Raw genomic sequence first — 15,199 nt, 5'->3', positions numbered from 1 at the left:
CAGGGTTTGAGGAAGGGAGCTGTGCCGCAGACATGAATAGGCGGTGCTTAGGGAGTGGCTTACCAGGTTGTGCTGGAGGCTCAGCCGGGATGGCTAAGCCTATTTATCCCTCCAATGGGACAGATCAGGCCCAGCAGCAACCCGGCTAGTCGCGCCGTCAGTGGAGGGGATTTTCTAGCCGGAGAGCGTCACTGTGCCGGAGCGTAAAAGGGATAATCGACATAGCCTTTTGCACCGCTGTTACCGTAGAAGGTCTCGCGGTCAGGCATCGCGATGGGCCATCCGTTCTTCATCCGCTCGACTAAGTCAGGGTTCGCAATGAAGGGGCGGCCGAAAGCGATCATATCGAGTGCCCCAGCTTCAAGCGCTGCTTCAGCGGAAACACGATCAAAGCCCCCGGCAGCTATGAGCGTCCCCTGGTACGACTCCCTGAACGACTCGGCGAATCCCTCTGGCATCCGCTCGGCACCGATTGTCAATTGGTCGCTAAGATGTACGTAAGCAATGTTGCGCTTCTGCAGTTCCGTTGCAACCGCAACCCATGTTTCGGCTTCATCTACGAACGGCGCCATGTCGAACAGCCGTCCAAATGGTGAGATACGGACGCCTACCTTATCGCGGCCGATCTGCGCTGCGACCGCATCGATCGTCTCGAGAAGGAGCCTGATTCGATTCTCAATTGATCCTCCATACTCATCTGTGCGGTCGTTGACGGTAGGATTGATGAACTGCTCAAAGAGGTAGCCATTTGCGCCATGGATCTCGACACCGTCGAAGCCCGCTTGGACGGCTCGTTCAGCAGCTCGGACGAAGTCAGTCTTGATATTCGCGATCTCTGGGACTGAAAGAGCCCGTGGCTTGCTGGCTTGCACTGGGCCAGGCTGACGATTCTCATCATAAGCATAAGTGTTTGAGTTAGCGGCTATCTTAGCGCTAGCGGATACGGGCGCTTCACCGCCTGGTTGCAATGTCGTGTGAGAAACCCGTCCCACATGCCACAACTGAGCAAAGATCGCTCCGCCAGCAGCGTGAACGGCGTCGTTAACCTTTTTCCAGCCCTCGACTTGCTCTTCAGTGTAAAGCCCGGGGTTGAATAGGTAGCCGCGCCCCTGCCAAGAAACCGGCACGCCTTCAGTGATGATAAGCCCGGCTCCCGCACGTTGCTGGTAGTACAGAACGGTCAGCTCATCTGGCACCGTCGACTCTGCACGTGCGCGAGTCATAGGTGCCATCACGACGCGATTTTTTAAGGGAAGACCTGACAGGGTAAAGGGCGAAAAAAGTGAACTCATGATGATCTCTCTATGATGCGCTCCGTTGCGCTGATCAGAGAAAGATACGCGTGCTACCACTTCAGATAACCCTCCTTGAATTCCAAGCATTTTGGAATTTTATTCCACAATAAAAAATTGTCGTCTGATGGTAGTGCCTGTAGCCTAAAAATATCAGCTCAGCTTGTTCATGGTTTTTGAAGCTGGGTGTCGGCTTTAAAAAGGTAACGACAGGAGATTTTTTTGGTTGGGTTAAATTCCTTTGATCCGAAACTATTGCGGTGCCTGGATCTAAACAAATTAGTCGTCTTCATTGCCGTCTACAGGTCAAGGAGTGCAAGCGCCGCTGCGGCAATGCTAGGTGTTTCACAGCCAGCCATTAGTAATACATTAAGAGATTTGCGAGCTTTTTTTGCTGATGATCTTTTTCTTCGACGAGGTAAGAGACTCCACGCAACACCGCAGGCTCATAAAATAGCGAAAGTCCTAGAGCCTTCTCTATCCATCTTAGGTGATGTGTTCAGCCAATTTTCTGCAGATATTTTTCAAGAGCCGTGAGCGCTGAGTTGCCAATCAATTTCTGGCTCTAGCTCAATGGGGAATAATCAAAAATGGCGCTGTACCAGTCCAGGCTGGAGGTAGATTTACCCCTCCGAGTAAGAAGGGCAGGAGGCAGGCCTGCGATGCGAAAAATGAATCGTCTCTTCGATTTTTCTCAATGGTTGCACATGACTGATCATTGTATCTTCAGTTTGGCCGCTTCTTTGGGCCCTTTGACGCGTGACCATGCTGTAGAGGTCGCGACTCGATGGATAGCCAGAGGAAAGGCCAAATTCTCCCCTGTGCTTTGGGGATTGGTATGAGACCCAGGCCTTCCATGATGAATGATCTTACCTTCGCTGACCTAAATCTGAATGTCCCTCAGCGCCAAGCCATCTGCAATGACAATCGGGTAGTGGTGAAGGGGACTTCTTTTCGCCTACTTATGTTGCTGGTGAGCAATGCTGACGTCATAGTCAGCCGCCAAAATATCTTTCAAAATGTTTGGGGCTTCACGTTTGATCCTGGCACCAAGCGCATTGAGGTGCAACTAAATTACCTGCGCAAAGTGCTTCGAGCACTAGGCTCATCCACTCGAATTGAAACGCATCGAGGCAAAGGTTTGAGGCTTTGCGAGACAGATAATTGAGATATTCAAGGCGCACACATGGCTTCGTACATTGGCGCTTCCAGTTACGTGAACTCTTGTAAGAATTTTCTGGCTGGCTTGGGAAACACCTTCTCTCCTTTAAAGCGATATGGAGGAGCTGATTAGCCGGACTGTAGGGCCAACAATACAACTCAAGGTGGAGCTGAATGCGACATTGAGCACGTGCCTCGTCGATCCGGCTCAGGTCGAGAATTCACTCCTGAACCTATGCATCAATGCTCGTGATACCTTGGAAGGCGGAGGTTGCATTTCCATCAAGACGTACAACGAAGAACTCGCGCAGGGAGCAGAGCTGGATTCAGAGTTGGTACCCGGGACGTACTTCACTATCTGTGTTTCCGACGACGGTGTCGGCATGAGTCCTGAGACGCTAGCTCGGGCATTTGAACCGTTCTTCACGACAAAGCCTGTTGGGGCATGCACCGGACTTGGCCTGTCCATGATCTATGGCTTCGCCAAACAATCAGGAGGGCAGGTCAGGATCAAGTCGGAGGAGGGGGTTAGTCCCCGGGTTTACCTTCAACTACCCACTCACAAAGCCGAGATTGACGTTGTGACTCGCTTAAAGCCACTGGCTGAATCGGCAGTGGCTTCGTCAGGCGAGACGGTACTGGTCGTAGATGACCAGCCCTCCGTCCGCATTTTTGTGAGCGAGGCTTTAGGTAGTTGCGGGTACATTGTGATTGAGGCGGCTGACAGCCAATGCCGGCCTCCAGTTACTCCGGTCAGATACCCGCATCGATGTGCTTGTGACAGACATTGGCCTCCCGGGGGGAATCGACGGCAGGCAGATGGCCAGTACCGGGCGTTCAGCAGGCCTGGTCTTCCCGTCTTGTTTATGACTGGGTAAGCCTGTTCACTTTTGCACTGTCCGGCACGTTGATCTTGCTGGGAGGTCGCATCAGAGCTCGAGCTAAGCCACTGCTTCCTTTTTCGCTCCCGGCCTGAAAATTGGCCACTGTCATCTTCGCAATTTGACTGGGTGGCACCCATCCACACAGAGCTCATGACGGCTTGTAGCTTGTCTGTGTGAAGCGAACGCACGCCGAATCAAGGTAGAGGCTCCATGCCAAATAAAAAAGAGATCAAGCTGAGCAACTTATAGCCGAGGTGTTAGCGGCGGCCTGCCTGGTGGTTGAAAGCGGTGGTGACTCTGCTAAAGATCGAAGCCTTGTCCGGCGTGTCCTGCAAAGTTCGGAAGAGGCGCTGCGCGTGCAGAAAATCTCTGTGCACAGCCAAGCAGATGCTACCAGTGAGGTGCAGTTGCCAAGCGTAGCGCCACAGGGCTCCAGCACTCTGGCAGCTCGAAAGGTAGTGATGAGAAGGCGTGGGCGGCAGGTGGTGCTAGACCTTGCTCGCCTCCGTTCGTATAGGGCCCTCATGAGCGTGGGCAACTGGTGCAAGTCCGCTCTCCGAAGCAATCTTGCTTCAGGCCTTTAAAATACTTGGCCAGCCCGAGCTCCGTAGAGATCTCTGCCTTACGGACAACCAACGGCAGTCGACACCTGCATCGCCTTCGGAGCCTATGCCTGAGAAACCTGAAGCTTCTCCAAAGCCTGAGAAGCCAGAGCGGAGGTGGGTCACTCGATTACTGGATATGCTGAAAATCGTGATTGGCTTGGCCAACTTGATCCTGGGGCTGTTCAAGCACTGATAGCGTGCCCCCCACCCAAGTGGTGGGGGCGCTTGACTCTGAAGCATCCGAACTCCAGCTTTAAGGTGTAGTCGCCACTGTTCCCCGCTCTCGCTACCAGTTGCTCGGGATAGCGCCTTGCCCCAGTCTGTGGCATATAGCCAGTCACATTGCGTTCGGCTTGGAAGCCCAGAGGCCGATAGAAGCCAGGCTTAGGGAGAAGTGGGGATGTACCTTTCAGCGCTGTCTATCCGTAATTTCCGCCAGTTTGGCGATCTTACTCCAGGCTTTGTCATTCATTTCAACGAGGGCGTCACTGCGCTTGTAGGGGAGAATGATGCCGGCAAAACCGCAGTGATCGACGCCATCCGGCATGTCCTGCAGACCCGTGACTCCGACTTCCTTCGCCTTGAGCTGGAGGACTTCCATGTCACAGGGCATGGCGAACCTGCTACCGACATCACTCTGGTGTGCACGCTGTCCGGGTTATCCACGCTGGAACTCGGAGCCTTTGCTGAGTACGTAACATTTGCGGATGGCGAGGGCCTGCTTCATGTGCACTGGTCAGCACGTCGACTCGCGTTGCCGACAGCGTCACGTCGCTGGGTCGACATCCAAGTCCGCTGTGGGGCGCGCGGAGAGGGGCCTGCCTTGGACGTTGGAGCGCGCCAGTTACTGGCGACCGCCTACTTGAAACCGTTGCGCGATGCTGAGCGTGAGATGTCGCCGGGTCGTAACTCTCGCTTGTCCCAAGTCCTGTCCAGCTTTCCGGGAATCGATACCGGTGAATCCTATGTTGACACGGCTCCGCCAGCTTCAACAGCCGAGGCATCCGGCCTGAGTATTGCCGGCATGGGCGATTACATGCGTGAACTCGTCAGAGGGCATGGCGCAATCAGGGTTGCCCAAGCGACGATCAACGAACGCTACCTGGAACCCCTTTCACTGGCTGGACAGCCACTTCATAGCCATCTCGGCTTCGGCGACAGCGGCAGTGAGACCACGAAGCTCAAACAGATTCTTGAGCGCCTTGAGCTGGGGTTGTTGGATAAGGGCTCGGGGCTTGCCAAGGGCACTTACGGCCTGGGCTCCAATAATCTGCTGTTCATGGCCTGCGAGCTCCTCCTGCTGGGCAAGGAGCCAGACGGTCTGCCACTTCTGCTGATCGAAGAGCCCGAGGCGCACCTTCATCCGCAGCGCCAACTCAGACTGATGGAGTTCCTGGAGCGAGCCTCACAGCCTCAAGCCCAAGCTCAGGAACACGTTCAAGAACAAGCGCAGACTCGTGCCGTTCAGGTGATTCTGACAACGCACAGCCCCAACCTGAGCTCCAAGATCGCCTTGGAAAACCTCGTACTGATTCAAGGTCAGCGCGCGTTCTCCATGGCGCAGGGGCGAACCAAGCTGTCGGTAGATGACTATCGGTTCTTGAGTCGTTTCTTGGATGTCACGAAAGCCAGCCTGTTCTTTGCCAAGGGACTGCTCATTGTTGAAGGGGATGCCGAGGCAATTCTTCTGCCGGCGCTGGCTCGGCTGCTTGGGCGCGACCTGACCGAGCATGGTGTATCGATCGTCAACGTCGGCGGCGTCGGTTTGCGTCGGTATGCGCACATCATGCAGCGCGCTGACGAGTCTGAAGGCATCATACAGATCCCCACGGCCTGCATCACCGACATGGACGTGATGCCTGATTGCGCGCCAGCCATCATGGGGCTGAACCCGAACAAGCGCACACCCAATTTTAAGCCGGCGCCTCGCCGGTGGCGCATGCTGAGCGACTTCGGCGCAACTCATTTGGAGCGAAAACCCAAGCTAGCGGCTCATCGGCAAAAACGGACACGTGGCGATGGCCAGAACGTAAAAACCTTCGTCGCCAATCATTGGACGCTTGAGTACGACCTGGCTGTCGGGGGACTCATGGATTGGGTACATCGAGCCGCCATGCTGGCTCTGCATGACGCGAAGATCAACGAGCGTAAGTTGACTCGGGAGAAAGTCCTCGAGAGGGCAAGCAAGGCGCTCGAGGCCCTCAAGACTCGGTACCCCAGCGATGAGGAGCAAGCTACCGAGATCTACCGTCTTGTGGATTCCGGCTCCAAGTCGATCACCGCACAGCACCTGGTCGACCTGTTGCAGCTGGCATTTGATGAGGGTCAGCTCGATCAGGCGAGTTTGCATTCAGCGCTGCCGACCTATGTGGTTGAGGCGATCGAATATGCTACTGGTGGCCCTATCCTGGCTCAAACACCAGAGTCAACAGCTCCTGCAACCACGGCCGATGCACAAGCAGCCGGTGTGGAGGAACCTGCGTAATGCGGCTCCAGGATCTTGTCTCGCCAGTCACGGATGCAGACATCGCATGGGTCAGCGAGCTGATGTCGCTGCGCGATCTGGATGAGCCTCGGAGGGCGTTTCTCAAACGTCTCGATACGCTCGATGTGGCGGCATGCCCTGGGAGCGGCAAGACCACCCTGGTGGTTGCCAAGCTCGCCATCCTTGGTCGTCACTGGCGCAGCCGTACTCAGGGGATTTGTGTGCTTTCGCACACCAATGCGGCGCGCGAGGAGATCGAGCGTCGGCTGGGCGCCACGGAGGTTGGCCAGAGGCTGCTGCGATACCCCCATTTCATCGACACCATCCATGGTTTTGTCATGCGGTTTTTGGCGTCTCCCTGGTTGCGGTCGAATGGCCATCCGCTGGTAATGATCGATGACGAGGCGACCGGGCGTGCCAGGGGTAGGGCGCTGGGACACGAGCGGAGAAATATGGAGACCTTCCTTGGCAGAAAGGAAAGAAGGCTTGCTGATCTTCGTCTTCAAACGGCAGATTTTTCGAATCCGCTTGGGGGCGTGCATTACATTTGCTCACCCGAGGCTCCCTCATACGGAAAACTAGCTAGAGCCATGGGGGCTGCCGCTTCGGAAGGTTACTTTTGCTATGACGAGGTCTTCACGCTCGGCCAGGCCATGATTGAGCAGGAGCCAAATGTCGCTCAGTCGCTGCAAGCGCGGTTTCCCTGTGTGCTCATCGACGAGATGCAGGACACGGATGTCGTGCAGAATCAGCTCTTGAACCACGTGTTTCCACGCGATGCCGTGAATACCGTAGTGGTCAGGGTAGGGGATCCCAATCAGCAGATCTTCGAGGGAGACGGCGAGTCTGATGGCGCTTTTCCTCATGGAGAGACAATCGATATCTCCACCAGCTTTCGATTCAACCAGGCCATTGCTTCCTTGGCGAACAACTTCGCAGTCGCTCCCATTGCAGGGGGATTGATCGGGAGGGGCAGGGCCGGCGATGTTTGTCCAAACACGATCTTTGTCTTCCCTGACGACGATACGAGCAGTGTTCTCGGTGCGTTTGCGCAGCTGGTTTCCCGGTGCCTGGCTGTCTCGGATCGCAAAGATGGGGTGCATGCGATCGGCGCTGTTCACAGGCTGAAGAACTACAAGGAGGAGCAATTCCCGAAGGCTCTGGAGCACTACTGGAGCGCCTATCGCTCAGATGCCAACAGCTCGAGGTATACGCCCAAAACATTCGTTGAAGGTGTTCGCAGGGCGAGAGCGCATCTGGCCGTTAGCGGTCATGCACACGAAAGCGTTGAAATGATTGCCAAGTGCTTGCTTCATCTGGCTGAGCGTGCAGGCTTGAGGAGACCTGTCCAGATCAGGACAAGGCTTCATCGCTTCATAGAGCGCGGCTTGGCGTTGAATACGACGCTTCTGGAAGCCTACCAGCGAGGCATCTACCTCTATTTGTTCCATGCCCATCCGCTGCGAGAGGAGCGTTGGGTTCAGAGGCATGCCGTGCTGCTTAAGCGCCTGATCGCAGAGCTGCATCCTGGCGAGACGATTTCAAACGAAGCGGAGGTTGAGGCGTACCTGGCGTGGACAGAGCCACGTGACACCGACGAGTCCGAGATACCCCGTGAAACCATCAACACATACCGATCTGACGAAAGTGAACATGCCCCCGTCGACGTCCAACTGTCATCCATGCATGCCGTCAAAGGTAAGACTCATTCGGCGACACTAATCGTGGAAACGTTCAGTGGACAGCATGTCCTGGAGATGATGTTGCCCTGGCTGGAAGGGAAGCCGCTGGTGAAGAAGGAACATCAGGTGACTTACCGGAAGAACAGGATGCTCATGTACGTCGGGATGACCAGGCCTACGCACTTGCTGTGTCTGGCTATCCGAACCAGTGCACTGGGTGAAGGGGAGGCGAGAGCTGAGCGAAGGGCAGCGCTGGAAGCGCAGGGATGGGTGATCAATGAGCTCGGTGCGCAAGTGGCTCACTAACCCACGATCCGGAATGTGGGGCACCAGGAAGACTGCTGCGATCGCTGTACAGATTCCCCTGAGCCTATCGAGCGACAAAGACTGGATGCTGACTCAGACAGCAAGCACCCAGTCCAATCAGACCTACGCAGGGGTTATGCTGCGATGGTGTGGCCGAGCTTGTCGGTCAGGAACTCGTAAAAATCCACACGGCTGCGTGGGTTTTTAAGTTTCGCGCAGGCCTCGTCCAAGGCCTGAATGGCATCTTCGTGCGAGAACTTGTTCTTGTCGATCAGAGGCTTCAGCTTATGAGTGTAGATGTAGCTGAGCTCGTTGTAGTCCCCGCACTGGGCACACGACACCAGTTTTGCGTCCTGCTTGCCGCCCGGATTCTCATCCGTGTAGTCATACTTGTCGTTGATATCGCTGATGGTCTTAGCCTTGGCCATGTCTTTCATTCCTGGGCCGGGCGATCCTGGGAAATCCTTATCGCTACCGGTCAATTAGACGTGGTGGCTATTGGCCGGTATTCAAGTGACGGAAACAATCAGTTACCACTATGGCACTTTCGTTTCTCCTTCTTGGGGTACGCGAGCCAGGCCAAAGCTTCATTCTGCTTCGAGCAGTGGCTTGGTAGCTGTACTGTAGAGGGTACCAAGTACAAGGGAGCTTAACTGCCTCACATAAGAATCGGGTACACCGCTGGCGTGAAGCATTCGGATGCGGAGCAACTGATGCATGTACTGCACCAGGCGGCGCTGGACAGCGGGCATTTTCCGGACGGTGGTATGCGGACGCTTTTGTTTCCTGCCGCAAGCTCATTCGTCGCGCGCGACAATGCTGAGGCATGGTTCGTGTTCATCAGCGTGAAGATTCTTCCAGGGCGAACGCTTGAGGTACGAGAGGAGATAGGCCGCCTGTTTTTCACAGTTGCCGAAGAGCACGCCGGAGTACATTTGTACTCGCCATGCTTTTCGAACACCCCTGGCTCAGCCAGTCCAGGGGCTCCGGTTCGAGCCACCTCCCTCAAGCGCACAAAGACGTTCAGTGAAGGTACCCATCAACCTCGCTTTTTCATTGCAAGACCTTACTGGATGTAGCAAGCGTATGGCACATGGCTATCTACTTGCCTACAATCCTGGCCTTGCCTCTTATCGCGATGGATCCGCGTAGCCGACGGTTCGATCGCCTCAGAAAATGGATTTAGCTCATGTGGCACGACAACGAAACCACGACGGATTACCTAAATTTTGGGGTGGTCGCAGATGCGTGCGCGAGTCTTCTGAGACAAAGTGCCGGCGAGCCCATCTCGATCGGCGTGTCAGGTGGCTGGGGCGCGGGTAAATCCTCCTTGGTGAAGATGATTGCCTCACGCTTGGACGACCTGCCCGCTGTTAGCGCGACACCTTCTACCGCCCCCCAAACGGGTTCCGCAGATAGCGCACAGGACACCCGTTACGTTGTTATCACATTCAACCCGTGGCTTTATCAAGATTTCGAGAGCGCTCGCAGCGCCTTACTGCAGATCGTTGGCGATGAGGTGCTCAATCTCGCCAAAGGTGACCAGACACTGTGGAACAAAGCTGTCGACCTGATGCGCAGGATCAATTTGCTGAAGCTTGTACAGGTCAGCACTGAGGCCGCGCTTACCATCAAGACCGGGCTGCCCATAGGCTCGGTGGGTAAGGCAGTCGTCAAAGCCATGGGCTGGTTCAAATCCTCAGCAGGAGATGCTGGAGACGACCAGGCGGCAGGGGCAAAAGGTGCCGACGCCGACGGCAGTGATGACGAAGGGGCTGCAGATTACTTTGGTCTCAAATCGCTTGGCATCTTGAATCCGGCCAATCCCATGTCTCTGCCGAACGAGATCCAGGCGTTTCGCGATGCGCTGCAGCAGCTGCTCGGTGAGCTCGGGGTGACCTTGGTAGTATTTGTCGATGACCTCGACAGGTGCCTTCCTGAAACGGCCATCTCGACGTTGGAGTCGATCCGCCTTCTGCTGTTCCTCAAGCGTACGGCATTCGTGATCGCTGCCGACAACGACTTCATTCGTGGGGCGGTCAAGAAGCACTTCGAAGGAACCGATATCAACGACGACATCGCGACCAACTACTTTGATAAGCTCATTCAGGTACCCCTGCACGTACCTCGCCTTGGCGTGAATGAGGCCAAGGCCTACCTGGTACTGCTCTTGCTCGAGCGCGAGGCCAGAGCTGGAGCGTTCTCGCAAGACAAGTTTGAGGATGCCAAACTGCTCATCCCCAAAAGGCTGAGTCAGAGTTGGCAGGGCGAGACGATCACCACCGAATTCCTGTTTGAGCTCGTCGATGGTGATCTCAGACTTCAGGAGCTTATGCAGCTTGCCGAGGGGCTGGCGCCACTCATGTTCAACTCCACCGCCATCAGTGCTAACCCGCGACTGATGAAGCGGTTCCTGAACACCGTATTCCTGCGTCAGTCGCTGGCGGCGCCTCAGGGAATCAAGCTAGATGTCCCTGCGTTGGCCAAATGGCACCTGCTTGAACGCTGCAACGAAGACCTCGCCAAAACGCTGTCCTCACTGGTGACTTCGGACAATGACGGCGAGGTATCCATCCTTCTAGAGGCTGAGTCTCTTGCCGCCAGCGGAGCAGGGCTGCCTGAGAACTTCCCAGATGAGTTTTTTGTGAGGGAGTGGCTGCAGCTAGCCCCTGCGCTGGGATCCAGGGACTTGCGTCCATTGCTTCACCTGAGTCGCGACTCGGCTACCCGAGACTTCGGGGATGACAACATGACGCCTGCTTCGCGACAGCTTCGGGACATGCTGAAGAAAGCCTCCAGCGGTAACGATCCACTGACCCAGGCCATCCGAGCCTTGGATACCACGCAGGCTGAGCTCGCCATGGTGAAGGCTTGGCAGGGCACCGTCACCTCCCGCTCTTGGAAGAATAAGACCGAGATGGTCATGCTAATTGAACCCTGCAAGGTGCACACATCCTTGGGTAAACGCGCGGCTGTCCTACTGGCCCAAGCACCAGCGAAATCGGTAGGGCCAGGGATCATTCCCCCTCTCGCCAACCAGTCCTGGGCCACAGATGTTCTCAAGGCCTGGAAGGAGAATTCAGACGTCGCGGGGAATACGAAGAACGCAATCGATCGGGCGCTAAGGAATGCAAGCTGATGGGTACCTCAACTTCGAGCAGTGGTGGTAAAGCAGGCTCACCCTTCGATCCAGAGTGGCTGGATCAAGGGGAGGGCGCGGGGGCAGGGCCCGGAGATGGCACAACGGAAACCGAAGGCACCGACGACACGCCTGGTGGCCAAGACGATAATGCCGAGGCTGGCCCGGAGTGTGATGTAGCGCCCGATCGCCGGTTCATGCCGGCTCGCGCCAAGCTGGGTAAGTATCTCTCGGGTGGTGGGAGGGACGCGCTCCGTGGGGCCGCCAGTAGCATGATCAATAAGGGGATGGGCGGTTCGGCTCGAGCCGCGCGAACAATGCGCGGAGTTGCTCAGGGCGCCGGCCGTTTGGGCGAGTTCCTCGAAGCCATCCGAGATGGCAGCACCCAGCAAGCGATCGACTGGCTGCAGCGAGTACGTGGCCAGAATCTTTCGGCAGAAGACCTGGTACTTGAACTCATCAAGGAAGTCATGCCTGACACCGGGAGCATCGATGATGAGTCGCTGCGCAACGCAGGGTCGGACGCGATGGCCTTGCTGTACCAAAAAGATCCAGACGTCGATGTTTTCGTCCTCACCGATGACCAGATCAACTCGGTCATCGGTTTCACAATCGGTAACGCTGTGTGCAACCGACTCGACGAGCAACTAGGCCAGACCTACGAAAAACTGAAGTATTCGCCCCTTCAAGTGCAAGAGCTTCGAAATGATGTTCAGGAATGGGTACACGGTGAGGTAGAGCGGATCATGGAAGGACTAGCAGGCCAACGATTGGATTGCCAAACCCTGGCGCAAACAGTCCTCCAGGGCGCCCTGGAGGTCTTTGCAGAATGATCAAGGTAATTTGCGCAAGAGCTGACCAACTGCCCGCTGAACTTCAACCGGGCGAACGCGTCTTTTCGTACTTCAAGTCCGCCCGGCGAGAGGGTGTTGGTACCATTGCCAAGGGCTGGCATGGATCCCTCAAGCGCAAAGGCTTCCGGCCTAGCCCGGCCACTTGGGATTTCGTTCAGTTTTGCCTGGCGGTGTGCGCAACTGATCTGTGTGGGATGCGCAAGACCAGCGCCGATGGTTGGACGCGTACGATTGAGCTCAGCGTCGGCTTGCATGAGCCGCTGCGATGGGAGCCTTACAGAGCCGAGCTGGAACAGCTGCTCAAGGTTTTGACCGGGGATTACTGGACGCTTATCTTCACCGGCGCGGGCATGCCGCCACCTGAAGGAAAGTTCGTTGCCAAACCTCAGGACTGCGTGTCGTTGCTGTCGGGAGGCCTTGATAGCCTGATCGGCGGTCTCGATCTGGTAGCTCAAGGGCGGCGTCCCTTGTTTGTCTCGCAACTGGCGCATGAGGACTCGCAGCGCCAGCGAGATTACGCCCAGCTGCTAGGCGGCGATGGAGCTCATTATCAGTGGAGTCACGGCATCAGCTTCAAGGGCCCCAAAGAACCTTCAACCCGTGCCCGATCCTTGGCGTTCTATGCGTTCGCAGTGCTGGCGACCTCGCGGCTGGCCGACCCTCGCCCCACGTTGTTCATTCCTGAGAACGGGTTCATCTGCGTGAATCCGCCGCTTGTCCCCGGGCGCGTATCGAGCTTGAGCACTCGCACGACGCACCCACTGTTCATAGCCAAGCTCCAGCAGGTGCTGGACGGCATTGGAGTGCATGTGCAGCTGGAATTACCCTATCGGTTCAAGACCAAGGGCGAAATGATGAACGACTGCCTTGATCCGGTGCGCCTGCAGCAGTTGGCCTGGCAGACGACCAGCTGTGGGCGTTTCCGCACCTATAACCGCACGCACTGCGGACGCTGCGTACCTTGTATGATTCGTCGCGCTGCGTTCACAGCATGGACGGGAGGGAATGATGCCACCCAGTATGTGTATTCCAGCCTGGTCGGGAGCGACAAGTCCAGCGGCCCTGATGATCCCATGGCTGTGGCACAGGCTGTCTTGACGACCCGGTCTAAGGGTATCGACAGATTCCTGGGCGCCTCGCTCGCGTTTGCTCCAGTCGATGAGCGCCCACAGTATCGCTCAGTGCTCACGAATGGCATTAATGAACTTGAAGCCTTGCTAACTGGAGATGGCGTACTTTGATGGACTTCCACTGCCACCTCGACCTTTACCCCAATGCCCGTGACGTTTTTGCACAGGCACAGGAGAGGAACGAGTTCACGTGGCTTGTCACCACCAGCCCCCGAGCGTTCAGCGCGACGTCCAGAGTGCTGGGTGGAAGCGACAAGGTGCTGATCACTCCCGGACTGCACCCGGAGATCGTTGGCGCCCGTCACGCTGAGCTCGACATGCTGCTTGAGCAGATCAGACACGTGAAGGCAGTGGGCGAGGTCGGCCTGGATGGCTCCAAGCGCTTTCAGGCGAGTTACGACGTGCAGCGCAGCGTGTTTGTTGCCGTCGTGGCGCAGTGCGCAGCCCTCGGCGGTCGAGTACTGAGCATCCATTCGCGTCAGGCCGTTAAGGATGTGCTGGCGGTATTGCACGATCATCCGGGCTACGGTACTGCGGTGCTGCACTGGTTCACTGGAACCACGACGGAGCTCAAGGCGGCAATAGCACAGGACTGCTGGTTCAGCATTGGCCCAGCAGCCTTCAACTCGGCAGCGGGGCAGGCCTTGGCCAAGAAACTCCCACGCGATCGGGTCGTCCCTGAAAGCGATGGGCCATTTGCGCAGGTAGATGGCGCCAGTGTCATGCCGTGGAGTGCAGGTCATACCGCGCAGATGCTGGGAAAGGTATGGGACGTCACTCCTGCAGACGCCATGCATATTCTGGAGTCGAATTCTCGTCGGCTTCTTGGCCTGATTCGGGCACAGGGTTGATCCAAGCCATAAAGCCCGTACAGGTTAGCCAGGCGGGCGGTGAATGGAGGATGGATGCATGGAGCAACCGAACCGAGCACAACGTTACAACCGAGTGCATGTTGGCGGGCAGGTCTGACCGCCGCGATCACTAATCGGTGCACAATCCATGACACGCCTTCAGACGGCCAGCGCCAGGCAGCAGGGGGCATGAGAGGCAGAGGGTAGGGTGGATCCCCCGAAAGGGCACCGGCATCAAGCGGTTTCAGGAGACCTGGGAGAAAGTGCTCCAGGTTGAGTTGAAATCGAAACAGCTTAAGGGCATTGATACATCACCGTTCATCAGTGAGGTACAACAATGCGTGGAAGTTACAGCAGCAGCTCGCCTGCCGGAATCTTGATCTGTTTGGCTGTGGTTTTGTGTTTCTGTGCCGTGGTCACGTTGGCCGACCAGGTACATCTGGATATTGCCACGACCGGTGTTGTCTTGGGGAGGCTGGCTCTAGCCTGGCTCTTTGGATACTGCCTGGGCCGAGGGCTACTAGGCGTGGGCCTCAGCTACAGCTGGCCAGTGTGCCTTGGGCTCTCCTGGATCGCACTCATGCCTGCGTTCAGCGTTTGGCTTGGCGAGGATACCTACGCCTGGTTCGAGCCTTTTTGGTCTCAATGTGTAGGTGTGGTAGCAGTAGCGCTTCTCGCGTTTCGCATTAGATCATTCGTAGCGTAAGTCGGATCGGGGCGTGACCATGAATACCTCAGACTGAGGTTAGAGGCGCGCCCTCCGATCGATGGCATCATCTATTCTGTAGGGCATTCGACAGGTTCGAAAAG

At 56.5% G+C, this 15,199-nt stretch carries 11 protein-coding genes and 1 pseudogene; 10 read left to right on the top strand and 2 right to left on the bottom strand.

The features are described from left to right. Positions 1–188: 188 nt before the first annotated feature. Positions 189–1,292 (bottom strand): alkene reductase, encoded by a 1,104-nt coding sequence (locus JOY50_RS12315; RefSeq protein ID WP_243055306.1) that lies wholly within the window; start codon positions 1,290–1,292, stop codon positions 189–191. 222 nt (positions 1,293–1,514) lie between these two features. Here JOY50_RS12315 and JOY50_RS29270 point away from each other — a divergent pair, with 222 nt between their 5' ends. The 5 genes and pseudogenes from JOY50_RS29270 to JOY50_RS12295 all read left to right on the top strand — a co-directional run bounded on the left by JOY50_RS29270 (position 1,515) and on the right by JOY50_RS12295 (position 8,415). Next, entirely contained in the window at positions 1,515–1,829 is a 315-nt protein-coding gene (locus JOY50_RS29270) for a LysR family transcriptional regulator (protein WP_405045983.1), read from the top strand. A gap of 322 nt (positions 1,830–2,151) precedes the next feature. Continuing rightward, on the top strand, positions 2,152–2,460 hold the full coding sequence (locus JOY50_RS12310; RefSeq protein WP_243055261.1) for a winged helix-turn-helix domain-containing protein: 309 nt from the start codon (positions 2,152–2,154) through the stop codon (positions 2,458–2,460). 103 nt (positions 2,461–2,563) lie between these two features. Then, a pseudogene (locus JOY50_RS12305) lies at positions 2,564–3,328 on the top strand (ATP-binding protein); the annotation flags it as partial. Between the two features lie 1,014 nt (positions 3,329–4,342). Further along, positions 4,343–6,427, top strand: a complete 2,085-nt coding sequence (locus JOY50_RS12300) for an ATP-dependent endonuclease (RefSeq protein ID WP_243055260.1) — start codon at positions 4,343–4,345, stop codon at positions 6,425–6,427. After that, the gene (locus JOY50_RS12295; protein ID WP_243055259.1) at positions 6,427–8,415 is read left to right on the top strand and encodes a UvrD-helicase domain-containing protein; all 1,989 of its coding nucleotides are present in this window, start codon (positions 6,427–6,429) and stop codon (positions 8,413–8,415) included. The genes JOY50_RS12300 and JOY50_RS12295 overlap by 1 nt, the downstream gene beginning before the upstream one ends. Positions 8,416–8,549: 134 nt before the next feature. Here JOY50_RS12295 and JOY50_RS12290 read toward each other — a convergent pair whose 3' ends face one another. Next, the gene (locus JOY50_RS12290; protein ID WP_243055258.1) at positions 8,550–8,843 is read right to left on the bottom strand and encodes a hypothetical protein; all 294 of its coding nucleotides are present in this window, start codon (positions 8,841–8,843) and stop codon (positions 8,550–8,552) included. 225 nt (positions 8,844–9,068) lie between these two features. Between JOY50_RS12290 and JOY50_RS12285 the strand changes: the two genes are divergently transcribed. The 5 genes from JOY50_RS12285 (at position 9,069) to qatD (ending at position 14,389) form a co-directional block, all read left to right on the top strand. Continuing rightward, positions 9,069–9,494, top strand: coding sequence for a 5-carboxymethyl-2-hydroxymuconate Delta-isomerase (locus tag JOY50_RS12285; protein WP_259374944.1), 426 nt, complete (start codon positions 9,069–9,071; stop codon positions 9,492–9,494). Between the two features lie 110 nt (positions 9,495–9,604). Then, positions 9,605–11,554, top strand: coding sequence for a P-loop NTPase fold protein (locus JOY50_RS12280; protein WP_243055256.1), 1,950 nt, complete (start codon positions 9,605–9,607; stop codon positions 11,552–11,554). Beyond that, complete coding sequence (locus tag JOY50_RS12275) at positions 11,554–12,387, top strand: hypothetical protein (protein WP_243055255.1); 834 nt, start codon at positions 11,554–11,556, stop codon at positions 12,385–12,387. The genes JOY50_RS12280 and JOY50_RS12275 overlap by 1 nt, the downstream gene beginning before the upstream one ends. After that, positions 12,384–13,649: a Qat anti-phage system QueC-like protein QatC gene (qatC, locus tag JOY50_RS12270; RefSeq protein ID WP_243055254.1), complete on the top strand. Its 1,266-nt coding sequence runs from the start codon at positions 12,384–12,386 to the stop codon at positions 13,647–13,649. The genes JOY50_RS12275 and qatC overlap by 4 nt, the downstream gene beginning before the upstream one ends. Next, a complete protein-coding gene (gene qatD / locus JOY50_RS12265) occupies positions 13,649–14,389 on the top strand; it encodes a Qat anti-phage system TatD family nuclease QatD (protein WP_243055253.1) in 741 nt (246 codons plus the stop codon). The genes qatC and qatD overlap by 1 nt, the downstream gene beginning before the upstream one ends. Positions 14,390–15,199: the final 810 nt, after the last annotated feature.

The organism is Pseudomonas sp. BP01 (genome assembly GCF_022760795.1).
Lineage (GTDB): Bacteria > Pseudomonadota > Gammaproteobacteria > Pseudomonadales > Pseudomonadaceae > Aquipseudomonas > Aquipseudomonas putida_Q.
The sequence above is the reverse complement of the archived record's forward strand: the minus strand, read 5'-3'. Positions and strand labels throughout refer to the sequence as shown.